Below are 14930 nucleotides of genomic sequence, written 5' to 3'. Positions count from 1 at the left end.
TCTACCTCGAGCCAGCGGCCCGCCGCACGATCGGCGGGCCCAATTGCGTAGAAGGCGCCGGTCCGATGCCATCGAGTTCCGGACGGGGCGGCAGCTTGAGGCGGACCCGCATCCCGACACCCGCCGGCAGGGCATCGCACCAGGCGCCGAGGCAGCGCCAGCCATCGGCCGTGACCCGCCCCGCCAGGCCGGCGATCGGATCGAGGTCCTGTTCGGGACCGGCAAGGTCGCGATTGACCACCGCGAATTCACAGAGCGCTTCGCCGAGTTGCGCATGCAGTGCCGCCGTGGTCTCACGGCGGATCACGCCGGCGAAAGCGGCGGCCCAGTAGATCGCGCCGGCTTTCAGCGCGATATCGGCCAGCGCGTCCGGGTCGCAGAGCGCGATGGCCCGGTCGCCTTCATCGACCTGCGGCTCCTGGGGAGAAAAGCCGTAATGCTCGCCGATCAGGCTGGAGAGCCTTGCCTCCAGCCGCCCGGCAGTCAGCATATGGGCGCAAGCCTCGTCACCCAGCGAGCCGCCGAAACAGGGAACCAGGCGCGCCGCAATCGCATGAAGGGCCGGCTTGTGCAGAAAGGACTGCCAGGCCTGGTCAGCATCGATCTTGCCGGTCATGGCGCCCTCTTCACGGCGCGAAGGGGAGGAGCGCTGTCGAGAGTGTAGACATCGCGCCGCCGCCGCCAGTGAAGATAGGCCAGGCTCCCGACCAGGAGCACGACCATGGCGATCAGCCCATAGACGATCCACATGGCACGCGCGAGGTCGTCGGGATGCAGCCAGATGCCCATGAAGTTCGTGAGGCCCGGCTCGCTCGTGGTCGGCTCGACCGCCGCCGCGACCGGCACGAGGATGACCGAAACATTGTCATAGGTCAGGCCGGCAACGCCGTTGGCAACCAGCATCTTCACCTGCGGCACCAGTTCCTTCATGTCGACCGAGGTGCGATGGCGGATGAAGACCGATGCCGAGGACGGCACCAGTTGCTGCTTGAGCGGATCGTTCTCCGGCAGGACGAGATGGACGCGGGCCGACAGCACGCCGTCGATGTCGGAGATGGTTTGCGAGAGTTCCTGGCTGAGGCCGTAGATCATCGCCGCGCGTTCCTCCACCGGGGAGGAGACGAGCCCGTCGCGCTTGAACACCTGGCCGAGGGTGGCGAATTTCTCCTTCGGCAGCCCGATCGCGTCGAGCACGGACATGGCTTCGGCAAAGCGCGCCTTGTCGACCAGGACGGTCACCGTACCTTCCTTGTCGATCTGGCGCTGGGCGGGAATGCCCTTGCGCACCAGGGCGGCGACCACTTCGTTGCCCTGGCGCTGGCTGAGGCCGGTATAGAGTTCCACTGTGCAGGCCTGCAGGAACAGCACGCCGACAAGAGCAAAGACGGTGCCGAACCGGCGCAGCCAGGCCGGCAACCGATGCATCGATACTGGCCTCACGGAGCCCCCGCCACGCACTATTGCTGTTTGATCAGCGTGTTGACCGAGCCGGTGGCGGCCGTCACGCTGTTGATGGCGACGGAGACATTGGCTGCCGCCCACATGAAGGAAATGGCGCGATCCAGCGTCAGATCCGCGTTCGGCTGGCCCGGTGGCCCTTCATTGCCGGCCGCCGCATTGCCGGTTCCTTCGCCGGCCGGCGGGGCGGAACCCGTCTGGGGCCCGTTCTTGGCAAAGGCCGACTGGGCCTGCTGCACCACCCCTTCGAGCGAGTGGAGGGCACCGCCGACGAGGGCGGCGGGATCATTGGGCTGCCCGGTTCTGCTAACGCTCTTTTCCATCTCCACGAGATAGTCGAAGAGCTGATGCTCGACATTCGCCTGTGGCTGGGGCGGTTGGAACTGGGTGGGTGCCGCCGAAACCGCGCCTATGGCAGCGTCTGCAAGCTGCATGTTCATTCCTCATCGATCGCCGATTGGGGCCTGCCTTCCGGTTCCAGCTCAGCCTTCCTCGTTGCGGGCCTGCTGCATGCCTTCCAGAGCCCGGTCGCCCTGCTGCTGGGCCATGCTCACGGCGAAGTTGGCGAGGGTTTCTTCCATCTGCTTCTGCAGGGCCGCTTCCTGGCTTTCCTTGCTCGGGTCGGGCTGATTGGTCGGGCTGATGCCGTTGCTCTCGATCTTCATTTGCTCTCTCCTGGATGCTTGGCGGCGGGCGGGGTCTCGACCTCGGCGCGCCGGCCTCGGAAAACACGCACCGGCACGACATTTTCGGCCGAACCGTCGACTTCGCGCGCCCGCGTCGGACCGGATGGCTCGGTCAGCACGCCGAGCGCCTTGCGGACGGCGTCGATATAGGCAGGCGGGCCGGAAACCGAGACGACCCGCTCGTTCTGGGCGATCTTGATGGGGTAGCGTGCATCGGCGACGCCGAGTTCCCGCAGTCGGCCGGGGATGCCGGGCAGGGTGGCTGCGTCGACCTTGAACATGTCGGTACGCATTTCGGCTTCGGTCGCCACGGCCAGGCTGGAGCCATCATAATACCAGACCAGTCCGTAGCGGTCGCAGACCCATTGCAGGAACTCGCGCGCCGTGCCTATCGGCATGCCGGCACTCAGGCGACCTTTCACCCCGTCGCTGAGCTTTACCGGAACGTGGATGTTGCGGCCGAACTCGGTCAAGGCGTCGCGTACCGACTGGTCGATGGTGATGTATTTGTAGGGACCGGCAGGCCAGTCAGGCTCGGCTGCGCGCGTGGGCAAAGCCGCCACGCACAGGCAAAATCCGACTGCGAAGCCGAGAATGGCAGGGGAGCGACGACGCGTTCCCATAGCCATCCTGCTGGTCTCAAATTCCATGCCCCTTACCTGTGCAACGACGCGTCCGCTCTTCGAGCGTGAGTCCCATGCGGCATGATTTGCCTGCCAAACCGTGCCGCACATTATCGTGATCGTCGCTGAAATGAAAGTCCAATTGGATTATAGAGCCATAGGCAAGTGCCAAACGCTTCAGATTCGTGCTGCGGATGGAGGTACGTTGTTACGGTTTTCGAACGAGGCGACGCGCAGGGGAGAGCAGGGAAAATGACGGTCGAAGCAGGGCGTCTTCATGCGTGCCGCTGGCTGCGAGGCAAACCCATGATCCTACAATCCGTCATGCGCAGAGCCGCGATGGCTGTCGCTGTCGCCGGCACCTTGTCATTGTCGATGATGGGTATCGCCGCGGCCCAGGCCGGCGGCTACGATCCGCGCACATGGGTCTATGACGGCGAGGATGACGTGGTCATCGCGCCCTCGGACAATCCGGGGGATGTCGTCGGTGAGCCCGCCCCTGGGGCCGCCCGTCAACCGGCGACGCGGCGCACGCCGCCGATCGCGCGCCAAATCGTGGCCTTCGCCGAACCCCATCCCAAGGGATCGATCATCGTCGACACCGGCGAGCGCCGCCTCTACTACGTGCTCGGCGACGGCAGGGCGCTCAAATATGCCATCGGGGTCGGACGCGAGGGTTTTTCCTGGTCGGGCCGGGACCGCATTCTCGACAAGAAGGAATGGCCCGATTGGCGTCCGCCTGCCGAAATGCGGGAAAGAGAGGCCGCACAGGGACACTACCTGCCGGTGCGCTTGGCCGGTGGGCCCAACAACCCGCTCGGCGCGCGTGCGCTCTATATCGGCAATACCCTCTATCGCATCCACGGCACCAATGCGCCCTGGACTGTCGGCACGGCCAATTCTTCGGGCTGCATCCGCATGACGAACGATGACGTGATCGATCTCTATCAACGCGCCTCGATTGGCGCCGAGGTCGTCGTGCGGTAGTCGGAGGTACGAAAATACTGATAAATTCTTGTAGAAATTGCCGACAAGGGCGCTCCGCAACCCTTCCGGGTGCTGTGTTGGCTTCCAGGGCCGAGGCTGGCGTTTGGGACGAACCTATCGGATGCACAGAGCCATATTCGGGAAGAGGATCCGGTTTCTGGCCCACGCTTTGGCATAAATCATTGTTTTGGCATCATTTTTTTAGGTCCGACGGTCAGTCTTCCCGGGAAGGTCGCCCTGGAAGAATCAGGTCTTCTTTCCGCCTGCCCAGAAAGCCGCGATCACGCCGACGGCGATGAAGATCATCATCGCGAAGAACACCTGGGCGATCTGGAAATTGAGGGAATCCCTGGCCACGAAAAGAGCGGCGACGGGCGCCGCCACGAACAACAACAATCGAATGATCACGCCCATCTGTGCCTCCATGGCTCGCTTCGAAGCCAGGGAGCAGATTGGGCTTGTCATCGGTGCCTTGCATTGACCTGAATCAAGGCGAGATCGGACTCCTGCGGGCTCGGAATGCTTCCGAACTCATCTCATGCCGTCGCGCCAGGCAGGTAGATGCGGTCCCCGGCAAAGATGACGTCCGGGATAGCGATGTGGCCCATGTTGAGCAACACCGTTTCCCGCACATCGGCCGAATGGTTGCGCGCGATGCCGCCCATCGTATCGCCGTCGCGGGCGATGATCGGCTGATAGCCCTGGCGTTCGAGTTCGGGATTGAGACGTCCCTCGCCATCCTGTGCTCCGGCCGGATGGGTCTGCACGAAACTGGCTTCGACCCAGCCCTGATGCTCCGTGCCATCCGCGCCATGGGCACTGACGGGAACCCAGGTCCTGCCGGATTCGTCGGTTTTGGAAACGCCCGTTTCCTTGACCAGGGAACCTGGCCGGATCACCGTCTCCACACCGGAATCGCCAGCCGGCTCGTCCCGCAGATTGAGCCCGTCATCCGCCGAGACGACGAACTGGGCCGGCGTCGCCTCCGATGTGCCGGGTTCTCTCGGCAGAGGCTTGTTCGGGCCCGCTTTCGTCGTGGTCGGCGAGGGAGTTGAGGAACTGGTGGCGGTAGGCGAGGTGGTGGGCGTTGGCGTCGTCTTTGACGGCGTTGGTGTTGGCGTTGCTGGCGCCGGTGTCGTCGGCGTCGGGGTCGGCGTGGAATTGTTGCCGGAGGGCTGTACCCCTGGGGCATTTGCCTTGTTCTGCTGATCCAGCCAATTCGCGATCACGATGCCGCTGAACAGGATCATGCCGCCGCCGAAGGTGACACCGAAGACGACACGATCGAAGCCTGACATGCTAGGCTCCCATTTCCCGCGTCCCAGTCCTGTCCGGGCACCGCGTGCCCACAGATAGGCCGAACCGAGGAGGAAGGCGGCGTTGTCGACCGTATCGGCGGCGCCCGGAACGAAGTCGAACCCTTTTGACACGAAATCCGGCACGCCAGGCAGGCTCGAGAGGTTCGAGCCGTCCTTGGGGATGGAATCGCCGAGCGAGAGGCCGCTCCCGATCGCATAGGAGGGCAGGTTCCATTTGTCGGCCATCGGCATGGTGGGCCGGCCGGTGCGGGCTTCGCGCACGGCCTTGGCGAAATAGAAGGCGTTGCTTCCTTCAAACAGGGCTCCGCCGGCACCGCCCAGAGTGACCGAGGTCGGGATGCCGGCCGCCTGGGTCGGCAGATAGCTCAGCGCATCGCCGATCTTCATGATACGGCCCAGCGGCGTGTGGAGCGCCGTCCATTTGCCCGGCAGGGCCGCAGCGGCGCTCATGGTCAGACCGCGCCAGGCGAGACCACCGGCTCGCATGTAGGCTTGGACATGCGGTGGCAGGGCTGGCCAGACGGCGGCAAAGGTGGCCGTGGCGGTCGTGGTGAGAACGAGATCGTCGACGCCCATCGCGCGCATTTTTGCCAGCGCCCGCACTGGCGCCGAGGCGGGCGTGTAGCCGTTGAGGGCCGAGCGCTGGTTGCCTTTCAGCAGGGCGGTCTGGAAAGGCTTGAGCACATCGACCTGGGCTGGCGTGAGGGCCTGCAATTGATCGTCCTTCAGGCCTGCCAATTGGTTCGGCCTGAGTTTCTTCACCTGCTCCGGCGTCAACTCAGCCAGTTGCGAGGGGTTGAGCTCGGCCAGATCGAGATATTTGATGCGTTTGGGCGCGATGGCGCGCAATTGGTCCGGCGTCAGATCCCTCAATTGATCGGGCGTGAGATTGACGATTCCACTCGGCGAGAGGCGGGCGATGTCATCCGGAGACAGGTTGCGGACCTCGATGAGTTCGTCCAGGAGCTTGCGCCCTTCCTCGCTCATCGCTTTCTTCTGGGTGTCGCCAACTGCCTCCATCTGCGCCAGCGTCAATTCGGGAATCTGCTTGCGTGTCAGGGTGGCTGCCATATCGGCGACAGATGCATTGGGCAGAGCGCGCAGCTGTTCGCCGGAAAAGGCTCTGATCTGCGACTTGGTCAGTGCCGAAAGCTGATCGGGTTTCAGCCATCCGGCCTGCTTGGCGTCCAGACTGGCGATATCGAGATATTTGACGCGATTGCTCGGGATCGCGCCGATCTGGGCCTGCGTCAACTGCCCCTGCAGGCCGGACCGCTTGAAGGCTTCCCATTGCTTCAAGGTCAACCAGGAGACCTGCTTGGGCAGCATGGAGCCGATATTCAGGTCTGCAATACGGTTCTCTGGGATCGAGCGCGTTTGAGCCCGCGACAGATGAGGCAGCAGCCCCGCCTGATTGAAGGCTTTCCATTGGCTGTTGGTCATTGCCGCGATCTGGGCCTGAGAGAGACCCCCGATCTGTCTTTTCGTCAAACTGGCGCTATCGAGATATTGGACGCGATTGTCGGGTATCGCCCCGATCTGGCCCTGAGTCAGGTGCTCCTGCAGGCCGGCCTGATGGAGCCCCTGCAATTGCTTGCCATTGAGGGCCGCGACCTGAGCCTTGGTCAGCGAGCGAACCTGGGATTTCGTCAGGGATCCGGCGTCGATATTCCTGATCCTGTTTTCCGGAATCGCCTGCAATTGGCCGCGCGTGAGCGAACCCTGCAGTCCGGCCTGTTTAAAGGCTTCCCACTGCTTGGGCGTGAACGCGGCGACCTGATCCGGCTTCAGCCAGGGCACGTTCTTGGCGTTGAGCTGGGTAAAGTCCAGCTGTTTGGGATCGGTGGCTTGCAATTGCTTGCGCGTGGGAGGCGTGATTTTCGGCGATTGGCCCGAAGGGGTGGGGCCGGTCTTCTTGCCCAGGGTGATCGGGTCGATGGGGCCGTCGCCGGCACCATGTACGCTGCTCGGGGAGGCAGGAGGCGCCGCATCCCTGCCGCCTCCAAACCAGAAGTCGCTCTGGGCGGCATGGTTGGGCTGCTGGAGCGTTGCGCCACCGGAAACATCGGTTAGCGGCAGTCCGGGCAGTTCGACCACCTCCTTGCCTCCTTCGGCAGGCTTGATGGCGTCGGCAAGCTCGACAGGTCCGTCATAGGCGCGCGTCCGCACGCCGAGCCTGTCGGCCACCTCGCCGGCGAGGGACCGCGTGAGGGGACTGCCGGTTTGATGGTCGAGGGAACCGGCGCGGCAGGCGAGGATCGTGATGCCCTGGCCGTCGCGATAGCCGGCATTGCGCAGGTCCTCGATCAGCTGGGTCGCGCCAGGCAGGTTGGTCTCGTCGGCGATCACCAGGAAAGTGTCCTTGTCGACCGCGCCCTTGTTGGACAGCCCGATCGACAGGTCCTTGGCAGCCACAGGCTGCCCGCCGATCGTCACCGTACCGTCGGGAAGATAGTTCAGCGTGCGGCCGTTTTCCGAGCCGAACGAGCGTGTATTTACCGAGGCAGGCAATGCCGTCGAAGGGGACCCGCCGGCCGACTCGTCGGCCGCGGCGAGCGGCTTGGTGGCTCGCAGCCCCTTGACGCCCAGGCCCGTGCCGGCGACGCCGACGCCGAGGCTGGTCAACGCGCTGGCGAATTCAAGGCCGCTCATCTGGTCGCCATAAGCGGCCAGGTCATGGGCCGACACTGCCGTCAGCGGCACGCCCGTGCCGATGGCCGCCCAGTCGAGGCCGCGCGCGGTGCGGTTCAGCCCGCCCGAACTCCTCATATAGGCGTCTGCCGTCGTGGCGACGGAGCTGCCTTGCCCGGTCATGCCGATGCTGGCCCGGAACGCCTGCGTCACCGACAATTCCGTGGTTTTCGCCATGCCGATGGTGCGCAACACGCTCGATCCCATCGGCAGGACGGTGGTGGCCACCGTGCCGATGTTCATCATCGATTCCATGTCGCCCAGCTCGCCGCCATGCTGGAGATAGTCCACTTCCTTGATAACGGCGCGGGTGCCGAGATAGGCGCCTCCGGCATAGGCCACGCCGGCAGCGAGCGGCGAAAAGGGATTGGGAATGACGGCGACGGCCGTGGCGAGGGCGGTGCCGATGCCCACGATCGGATCGATGATCTTGTCGAAGGTCGAGACATTGCGGGCCTGCACGACCTCCAGGTCGATCTTGCCGTCGGCCCCGGGCTTCATGCTGAGGCCAACAGGCACGATCAGCTTGCCGCTTTCCTGGAACTGGCGGTTGTTGTCCTGGAAATCCTTGATGGACTCGAATTTCTGGCCGGTGGCATCGACATACCAGGTCTTATCGCCATCCTGGACGGCGAAAAGCGAGACCTGTTGCGCACCGACCTTGTCGTCGACATAGAACAGGGGCACGACCTTGACCGAGGCGGTGTTGCCGCCGATGTCGCGGATCTCGTCGACGACCTTGTCGAGGGTCGTGCGGCCATCGTCGCTGGAAGTGTCGATGCCGAGGGTGCGCGCAACCAGCCCTTCCTGGGCCTGGCGCCCCTCGAGCGGCGTGAACTGGTCATTGTAGCCGGAATTGTAGAGGTTCTGGAACGTGGCCTGGTAGACCGACATCGCCTGGTCGGGATGGTCGTCGAGATAGACGCTCTGCAGATGGGCATAATAGGGCGCCGATCCCGCATCGTCCAACAGCTTGAGCGGCTGGGTTAGCAGGAAGGAATACCATTGCTCGGAGCGCTCGGCCGATTGGCGGGCATTCTCGACGCTGGCGCGCTGATCCTGCGCCGCATCGAGCCGGATCTGGGCCGCCGCGACGTCGGGATGGACCCATAACCACTGGCCATTGATCTCCATGCGAACAGGCTTGCCGCTCTTGACGATGGCATCGATGCCGCCGCGCTGCACGTCGCCGGCCATGTCCGGGGTCACCTGCACCTTCTGGCCATTGACCGTGACCTCCACGGGCTGGGTACCCTGGGGCAGCAGGCCTGCCGGCGCCTCGACACTGCCCGGGCCGTGCTGCTTGAGGGCGCCATCGAGATCGGTCTTCAGCCCGGTGATCTGCTTGTCGAGACCGTCCCGCACCAGACCGAGCTGGTCCTTCATCATCGCCTGGATCTGCTGGCCGGCCGAAACCTGCGCAGCCTTGGCCGCCGCCAGGCCTCCCCGGCCGTCGGCGTAGCACATATTGGCGTTGGCGGGGTTGTTGAGAAGCGCCTGCCACTGCTTGTTGAGTTCGCCGTTGCGCAGGTCCTCGCGGATGTTCTTGTCGCTGGTCGTGAAGGTCAGTTGGACCCGTTTGGTATCGTGCTCGTATTTGGTCTCCAGGTAGAGCTGATGATCCTTGGGATCCTCTATGACGTGCTGTTCCTTGATCTTGCCCAGATAGTCGCCGCCATAGGTGGAATATTCCTTCTCCATATCGAAGGAGCCAGGATTGGCGGCGCGGTACTGTGCCAGAATCTTCTGCCGGAGATCGGTGGCCTGAACTTCCTGGCCAGAAAGCGTGCTCGTGGCCGAATAGAAGTTGGAATAGGTCGTGGCTGCATCGACCTGCTTGCCGGCATTCTCGCTCAATGTCTTGGCATCGCTGAGATTTTTCTCAGCCGCCGTGCGCTCCGGCGTGCCCGGCTTGGTGGCGTTGACCTCCTGCTGCCGGACGCCGACGAGATAGTCCGCCAGTGCCTTGTCGCCCTGGCTGGAAGACAGCCCCGCCTGGTAGAACAGCGCAGTGACGTCGTCATGGGCCGCCTTGGACTGGGCGTCCTTCAATTCGTAGTTGGTATGATCGTCGGCGGCGGTGGCCCTTACCGTCGTCTGCCCGGGGAGGGGGGGCGGAGGCGGCAATGTCGCCTGCTTGCTGATCGCCTGGTCGAGAAGGCGTTGGGCCTTCTCGTAGTTCTCGCGCGCCGTCGTCGCATTGGTGAGCTGGCTGTTGGCATCGGTGAGGGCCTTCTTGGCGTCGGCGAGCGAGCCCTCCGGCGTCGGCGCGTTCCATTGCAGGCCGAAGGGGGCCAGCTTGTCGTCGAGCAGGACCTTGGCGTCGGTCATCGCGCCCTTATAGGCGGGATCGAGCGCGTAGACGTTCAGCTGTGCCTGTGACTGATTGACCTTGGCACTGGCCTCGGCCCGCTGCCCGATGGCGACGTTTTCGGCGTCCATCGCCTTGGCGACCACCGGATCGACCCATTTGCCGTTCTTCGGCACCCAGTCGCCTCCCGACGGTGCCTTGCCGGGGGGCGGGGTGCCATAGGGGTTTTCCGCCGTCGGGTTGGTTCCAGGCTGGCCCTCGCCATATTTTGCGATGGCGTCCTGGGTTTTCTGGTGCAGGTCGGTGACGGCCTGCTGCAGGCTTGGCAATTCCTCGCCGGCGAAGATGCCGTCGAGGGTGGTCTTGATGATCTCGGCCTTCTTGGCTTCCTGCGGATCGGAGCTCTTGGGGTCGATGGAGACGAGGGTCTGGGCGAGCGCGGCCTCGGCGCTGTCGGGCTTGACCTTGACGTCGCGCCCGGTGGCGTCGTCATGCAGGGTCATGCTGCCATCCGGCTTGGTGGTCAGCGTGTAGCCGTTGAAGGTCACGGAGACGGTGGTGTCCTTGCCCTGCTTCACGGTGCGCGTGGTGCGACCATTGCCCTCCACGACGCTCTTGGTCTCGGTCCCGTTGGCTTCCGTGCTGGTGGTGACCGCATTGCCCTTTTCGTCGGTCGTGCGCACCGTTCGGGAATCGTGCTGATAGTCCTGGTAGTAGCCGGTGACCGTCTTGCCAGTCTTCTGGTCGACGATCTCCGTCGATTGCACGTCGCCATTGTCGCTGGTGGGCTGGCTCGTCTTGACCTCCAGGCCCGCGGCCGCGAGCTGCGCGGTCACCTGCTCCTTGGTCAGCCCGCGTTCGGCGGCGATCTGGTCGATGCTCTTGCCGGCGGCGACATCCTTCCCGATGCCCTCGGCCCCCTTGCGGGTTGGGTCCTGGCTGGCGGCAAGCGTGGTCTTCTGCCCCTTGGCATCGGTCACCACCGTGGTGGACTTGCCGTCCGCGCCGGTCGTCTTCACCGTCGTCACGCCATTGGAGAGCTGCGTCGTCTGGGTGATCGTTCCCGTTCCCAGATCGTCCTCGCGGCGGGTTGTCGTCGTTCCCGTCTTCGGGTCGTAGTTGGTGGTGATCTTCTGGCCGGATTCGTCGCGCACCGGCGTGTCGGTCTCCTTGCCCTTGGCGTCCTTCACCTGGGTGTAGTAGGTGCCGTGCTGGAAATCGTAATATTCGGTGACGGTCTGGCCGGTCTTGGGGTCGCTGATCTCAGTGGTGCGGACGTCGCCATTGTCGCTCTTCGGATCGGTTGTCTTGATGTCGAGGCCGCCGGCCTTGAGCTCATTGAGCACCTGGTCGCGCGTCAGCCCGCGTTCGGTGGCGATCTGGTCGACGCTCTTGCCTGCCTGAACGTCCTTGACGATGGCGCCGGCATCGGCCCCCGGCTTCGGCGTATCGACGGGAGCGGGATTGTCGACGAGGGTAACGGCCGGCGTGCCGCTCTGGGGCGTGACGAACAGGGCCGGGGTCACCGTCGGCGTACCGGATGAAGGGAGCAGAGGCGTGCTGTTGGCAAGGGCCAGCGGCGTGACGACCGGGCTTGGTGCCGTCGCCGGCGGTTCGAGTTTCGTCAGCTCCGTATTGGTCTGCTTGAGTTCCTTCTGCAGCTTGGTGGCCTCTTCGGCCTCGCCCATCTTCTGTGCGAGTCGGATCTGCTCGCGCAGCTTCTGCGCCTGGGCCCGAAGTTCTGCGATGCGGTCGATGTCGTTCTTGGGCGTGATCTTCGGCGGAGGTGGCGGCGGCAGAAAGATGGGACGAACGACCATGCGTTGAATCTCCAAAGGCAGCCCGATTTCCTGCGCACCTCCACCGGAACGCCTGAGCCGGGTTTCAAAGTGGCTGTGGCGCCCTCATCGCGAGGGCGTCCAGTAGACATCGTATTCGCTGAGATGCTGCTCCACGGCGCGCATCGCTTCCTTGACGTCGACGCCGGACCGTTGAGCGATGAGAGCGATGAGGATCTCCGCCGCCGCGAGGGCCGGGGTGACGCTCCTGAAGAAGGAATGGGATTCGACCGTGACGATGACGCTGGCACGCGCCAGGCGTGCCAAAGGCGACACGCGGCTGTCGGTGATCGCCACGATGGTCACGCCGCGCTTGGCCGCACGGCGTGCCACCTCGACCGTGGCGCGGGCATAGGGCGCCATGCCGACCACCAGCATGACGTCTCCGGGACCGGCATGACGAAGGGCATCGACCTCGCCCTTGGCGGCGGCATCGAGCAGCGTGCCACGATCGTCGAACAGCGAGAGCAAGCGGGAAAAGTGAGTCGCGACGACCTGTTCCGACCGCAGTCCCAGGCAATAGACGCGCCGTGCTTCGATCAGGATGTCGGCGACGGCGACATGCTGCATGGCGCTGGTATATTCGCCGAGGCGGGCGACCTGGGCGGCGAGCATGTCAGTGGTCGCGCTGACCGTCGAATAGCCCTGGCCGTCCTCCGCCACGCTCGGTGTCTCCACCGCTTCGGCCGGCTTGGCGGCCGATTTGGCCCCCGGCTCGCGCAGTGCCTGCGCATAGAGGGCCCGCATGTCCTCATAGGCTTCCAGGCCCAGCCAGCGGGCAAGGCGCATCATGGTGGAATGCGAGACACCGGCCCGCTGCGCCTGCTCGCGCATCGATATCAGCGCAACCTCCTGGGGGTGGTCCAGCACGAACCGGGCCGCCAGCTTCAGTTGCGACGGCATGGTCTCGAACCGCTCGACCAGGAGCTGCGTCAACGGACCTTCTCTCATTGCGGCGACCCAAATCTGTTGATGACAAGAGTATGACATGGCCTTCGCCAATGCAACAATTGGAACTTATTAATAGCGTGCATTCCAAATGGACTTTCATTCCGAGATTCACTAGCATGCCGGCGACGGCGATCCGAGCGATGCCCTTCGCAGTCTTGTGATCTCGCCGTTCGAAGCGCGATTCAAGGAGTGAACGATGTCCGTGTCTTCCCTAAATCCAAACGCATCCAGCACCCCCAGCGGGGCTGTCGACGATGCGATCGCGAAAATGGAAAAGATGTTCTTGCTGAACCTGAAGCTTCAGGTGGCGACGACTGAAATCGGCGTCAAAAACAAGGCCGCCGACAACATCACCCGCGGCAGCAAGACCTGAATGACGAGCGCCGCCGGCCCCGGCCGGCGGCGCTCGAACCGTATTGTCCGAGCCGTTTTCCGAAGGCGCAGATCGGAAAAGGTGGCCCGACTGGGGATTGGGGACTGGAACGATGCCCACCGGAATGATCGACAAGGCTCAAGGTGAGGCGCATGCCCTGCGTCGGCCCTCGCCACCGCCGGCTGCGGACAAGACCCGATTCGAGCCCGAATCGGCCGTGAATTTCCAGGTGACCGATGGCCTCCACAAGGATGCCAGCCTCGGGTTGGACGAGGCGGAGCATACGATCGGTTCCGGCAGGGATGCCGACATCGTCCTGAGGGATGCGGGGATTGCGCCTCTTCATGCGCGCCTGCGCTACCGGGGCGGCCGGGTGGAGATCGAGGCCCTCGGTGGGGCGCTCAGCCTTGCAAAGGGCGAGATCCTGCCTGAGGGCCATGGCCGCCGCTGCCGCCTGCCGCTCGAAGTCGGCATCGGTGAAGCGCGGTTTCGCCTGGAAGCCCGGCGTGGATCGTCAAGGGCCGCACGTTTGGGTGGCGGAACCTGGCTCGGGCGCTTGCTTTTCGCGAGCGGTGCCGTGATCGTCACGGTGGTGGGAGCCTCGCTTGCCCTGAACTGGCTGCCGAGCGCCACGGCATTTTCCTCCCAGCCCCACCGGACGGAAGCACCGCAGACGCTTGCTGACATCACCGAAAAACCCGCCGCACAGCCGGTCGTCGCGAGCTCGACCGATGCGGCTGCTCCGGCGAGCCGTGCTCGTGACGACCTCGCGGGCCGTCTGGCGGCTGCGGGATTCTCCAATCTGACCATCGCCACGGAAAAAGACCGGCTGGTCGTCTCGGGGGTGCTGCCGGCGCAGCAAGGCGAGGCCTGGCGCGACGTCCAGGCGCGCTACGACCAGGCTTATGGCGACCGCGTGCCGCTCGTCTCGCGTGTCGAGACGGGCAAGCCCGCACAGTCGCCGCCGCTCACGCTGCGGGCGATCTGGTTCGGCGAGCGGCCCTATGTCATCGCCAGCGACGGCGCTCGCTATCACGAAGGGGCATTCGTCACCGGCGGCTGGACCATCGAGAAGATCGGCGAAGATGATCTGCGCCTGGCCAAGAACGGCTCGACACTCACCTTGAAATACCGATGACCCGACGGCTGGATGCCATTCGCCTCGATGCACCCCATCTCGGTTCGTCCAGTCAGGAGACGAACGTCAAGGGCTTGCAGGGGCCTCCGGTCAACCGGCGGCGACTGCATTCGATCGAGTCACGCTCCGAAGAGGCCGGCAAGGCCGGTAGAAGCGAGCGTTCGGAAGCCACGCCGCGATCGGCGGGCAGAGCGGCCGGACCATCGGCCAAGCGCTCCCTCGACGACGAACTGCAGGATCTGGTGATGCCCAAGGGAGCCGGCTCGGCCATTCTGCGCCGTTCGGTACCCATCCTGCGCTACTGCATCACCGATCTGGTGCCCCAGTTGGAAGGTGGAGACCAGCTTCGCAGCCTCGCCCGATCGCTGATGGAAGAGGAAATCGAACGTCATCGCGACCTGATGGCGCGGCTGCAGAAGGAAACCGAGAGCTGACCGACCGGCAGGACACCGTAAAGCTGCTGCACCTGCTGGGCTATCTCTATGGTCGCCACGGCCAGGTCAAGCGCGGCACGGCCTATCTCCTGATCGCGGCGCAGCTCGAGCCGGCGAATGC

12 protein-coding genes are annotated in these 14930 nt (G+C 64.4%); 4 read left to right on the top strand and 8 right to left on the bottom strand.

From position 1 onward, the window contains the following. Nucleotide 1 precedes the first annotated feature (1 nt). Genes ACIGJE_RS30025 through ACIGJE_RS30005 form a run of 5 tightly spaced genes read right to left on the bottom strand, consistent with a single transcriptional unit; the run spans nucleotide 2 to nucleotide 2767 of the window. Nucleotides 2-616: a hypothetical protein gene (locus tag ACIGJE_RS30025; protein ID WP_415085148.1), complete on the bottom strand. Its 615-nt coding sequence runs from the start codon at nucleotides 614-616 to the stop codon at nucleotides 2-4. Beyond that, complete coding sequence (gene sctJ / locus ACIGJE_RS30020; RefSeq protein ID WP_311936335.1) at nucleotides 613-1425, bottom strand: type III secretion system inner membrane ring lipoprotein SctJ; 813 nt, start codon at nucleotides 1423-1425, stop codon at nucleotides 613-615. Before sctJ ends, ACIGJE_RS30025 begins: the two co-directional genes overlap by 4 nt. Before the next feature lie 32 nt (nucleotides 1426-1457). Beyond that, nucleotides 1458-1892: a hypothetical protein gene (locus ACIGJE_RS30015; RefSeq protein ID WP_415085145.1), complete on the bottom strand. Its 435-nt coding sequence runs from the start codon at nucleotides 1890-1892 to the stop codon at nucleotides 1458-1460. 48 nt (nucleotides 1893-1940) lie between these two features. Continuing rightward, complete coding sequence (locus ACIGJE_RS30010) at nucleotides 1941-2123, bottom strand: hypothetical protein (RefSeq protein WP_068281412.1); 183 nt, start codon at nucleotides 2121-2123, stop codon at nucleotides 1941-1943. Then, the gene (locus ACIGJE_RS30005; RefSeq protein ID WP_415085143.1) at nucleotides 2120-2767 is read right to left on the bottom strand and encodes a type III secretion protein; all 648 of its coding nucleotides are present in this window, start codon (nucleotides 2765-2767) and stop codon (nucleotides 2120-2122) included. Before ACIGJE_RS30005 ends, ACIGJE_RS30010 begins: the two co-directional genes overlap by 4 nt. Before the next feature lie 339 nt (nucleotides 2768-3106). On the opposite strand from ACIGJE_RS30005, the gene ACIGJE_RS30000 reads away from it, so the two are divergent. After that, entirely contained in the window at nucleotides 3107-3754 is a 648-nt protein-coding gene (locus ACIGJE_RS30000) for a L,D-transpeptidase (RefSeq protein WP_415085141.1), read from the top strand. A gap of 246 nt (nucleotides 3755-4000) precedes the next feature. Here ACIGJE_RS30000 and ACIGJE_RS29995 read toward each other — a convergent pair whose 3' ends face one another. The 3 genes from ACIGJE_RS29995 to ACIGJE_RS29985 form a co-directional block, all read right to left on the bottom strand. Next, a complete protein-coding gene (locus ACIGJE_RS29995; RefSeq protein ID WP_367626048.1) occupies nucleotides 4001-4168 on the bottom strand; it encodes a hypothetical protein in 168 nt (55 codons plus the stop codon). A 122-nt stretch (nucleotides 4169-4290) separates the two neighbouring features. Beyond that, on the bottom strand, nucleotides 4291-11895 hold the full coding sequence (locus ACIGJE_RS29990; RefSeq protein WP_415085139.1) for an SH3 domain-containing protein: 7605 nt from the start codon (nucleotides 11893-11895) through the stop codon (nucleotides 4291-4293). Between the two features lie 84 nt (nucleotides 11896-11979). Further along, nucleotides 11980-12849, bottom strand: a complete 870-nt coding sequence (locus tag ACIGJE_RS29985; protein WP_367626046.1) for a MurR/RpiR family transcriptional regulator — start codon at nucleotides 12847-12849, stop codon at nucleotides 11980-11982. A 211-nt stretch (nucleotides 12850-13060) separates the two neighbouring features. Between ACIGJE_RS29985 and ACIGJE_RS29980 the strand changes: the two genes are divergently transcribed. The 3 genes from ACIGJE_RS29980 to ACIGJE_RS29970 all read left to right on the top strand — a co-directional run bounded on the left by ACIGJE_RS29980 (nucleotide 13061) and on the right by ACIGJE_RS29970 (nucleotide 14809). Continuing rightward, nucleotides 13061-13237 (top strand): hypothetical protein, encoded by a 177-nt coding sequence (locus tag ACIGJE_RS29980; RefSeq protein ID WP_156771301.1) that lies wholly within the window; start codon nucleotides 13061-13063, stop codon nucleotides 13235-13237. Nucleotides 13238-13349: 112 nt separating this feature from the next. Continuing rightward, nucleotides 13350-14375: a SctD/MshK family protein gene (locus ACIGJE_RS29975; RefSeq protein ID WP_415085136.1), complete on the top strand. Its 1026-nt coding sequence runs from the start codon at nucleotides 13350-13352 to the stop codon at nucleotides 14373-14375. Beyond that, entirely contained in the window at nucleotides 14372-14809 is a 438-nt protein-coding gene (locus ACIGJE_RS29970; protein WP_311943935.1) for a hypothetical protein, read from the top strand. The genes ACIGJE_RS29975 and ACIGJE_RS29970 overlap by 4 nt, the downstream gene beginning before the upstream one ends. The last annotated feature ends 121 nt before the right edge of the window (nucleotides 14810-14930 follow it).

It is taken from the genome of Labrys sp. E2SS-1L, assembly GCF_057073705.1.
The sequence above is the reverse complement of the archived record's forward strand: the minus strand, read 5'-3'. Positions and strand labels throughout refer to the sequence as shown.

Coding starts and splice junctions, on each gene's coding strand:
- ACIGJE_RS30025 (WP_415085148.1), bottom strand. CDS start 616: ATGACCGGCAAGATCGATGCTGACCAGGCCTGGCAGTCCTTTCTGCAC.
- sctJ (WP_311936335.1), bottom strand. CDS start 1,425: ATGCATCGGTTGCCGGCCTGGCTGCGCCGGTTCGGCACCGTCTTTGCT.
- ACIGJE_RS30015 (WP_415085145.1), bottom strand. CDS start 1,892: ATGCAGCTTGCAGACGCTGCCATAGGCGCGGTTTCGGCGGCACCCACC.
- ACIGJE_RS30010 (WP_068281412.1), bottom strand. CDS start 2,123: ATGAAGATCGAGAGCAACGGCATCAGCCCGACCAATCAGCCCGACCCG.
- ACIGJE_RS30005 (WP_415085143.1), bottom strand. CDS start 2,767: ATGGGAACGCGTCGTCGCTCCCCTGCCATTCTCGGCTTCGCAGTCGGA.
- ACIGJE_RS30000 (WP_415085141.1), top strand. CDS start 3,107: ATGGCTGTCGCTGTCGCCGGCACCTTGTCATTGTCGATGATGGGTATC.
- ACIGJE_RS29995 (WP_367626048.1), bottom strand. CDS start 4,168: ATGGGCGTGATCATTCGATTGTTGTTGTTCGTGGCGGCGCCCGTCGCC.
- ACIGJE_RS29990 (WP_415085139.1), bottom strand. CDS start 11,895: ATGGTCGTTCGTCCCATCTTTCTGCCGCCGCCACCTCCGCCGAAGATC.
- ACIGJE_RS29980 (WP_156771301.1), top strand. CDS start 13,061: ATGTCCGTGTCTTCCCTAAATCCAAACGCATCCAGCACCCCCAGCGGG.
- ACIGJE_RS29975 (WP_415085136.1), top strand. CDS start 13,350: ATGCCCACCGGAATGATCGACAAGGCTCAAGGTGAGGCGCATGCCCTG.
- ACIGJE_RS29970 (WP_311943935.1), top strand. CDS start 14,372: ATGACCCGACGGCTGGATGCCATTCGCCTCGATGCACCCCATCTCGGT.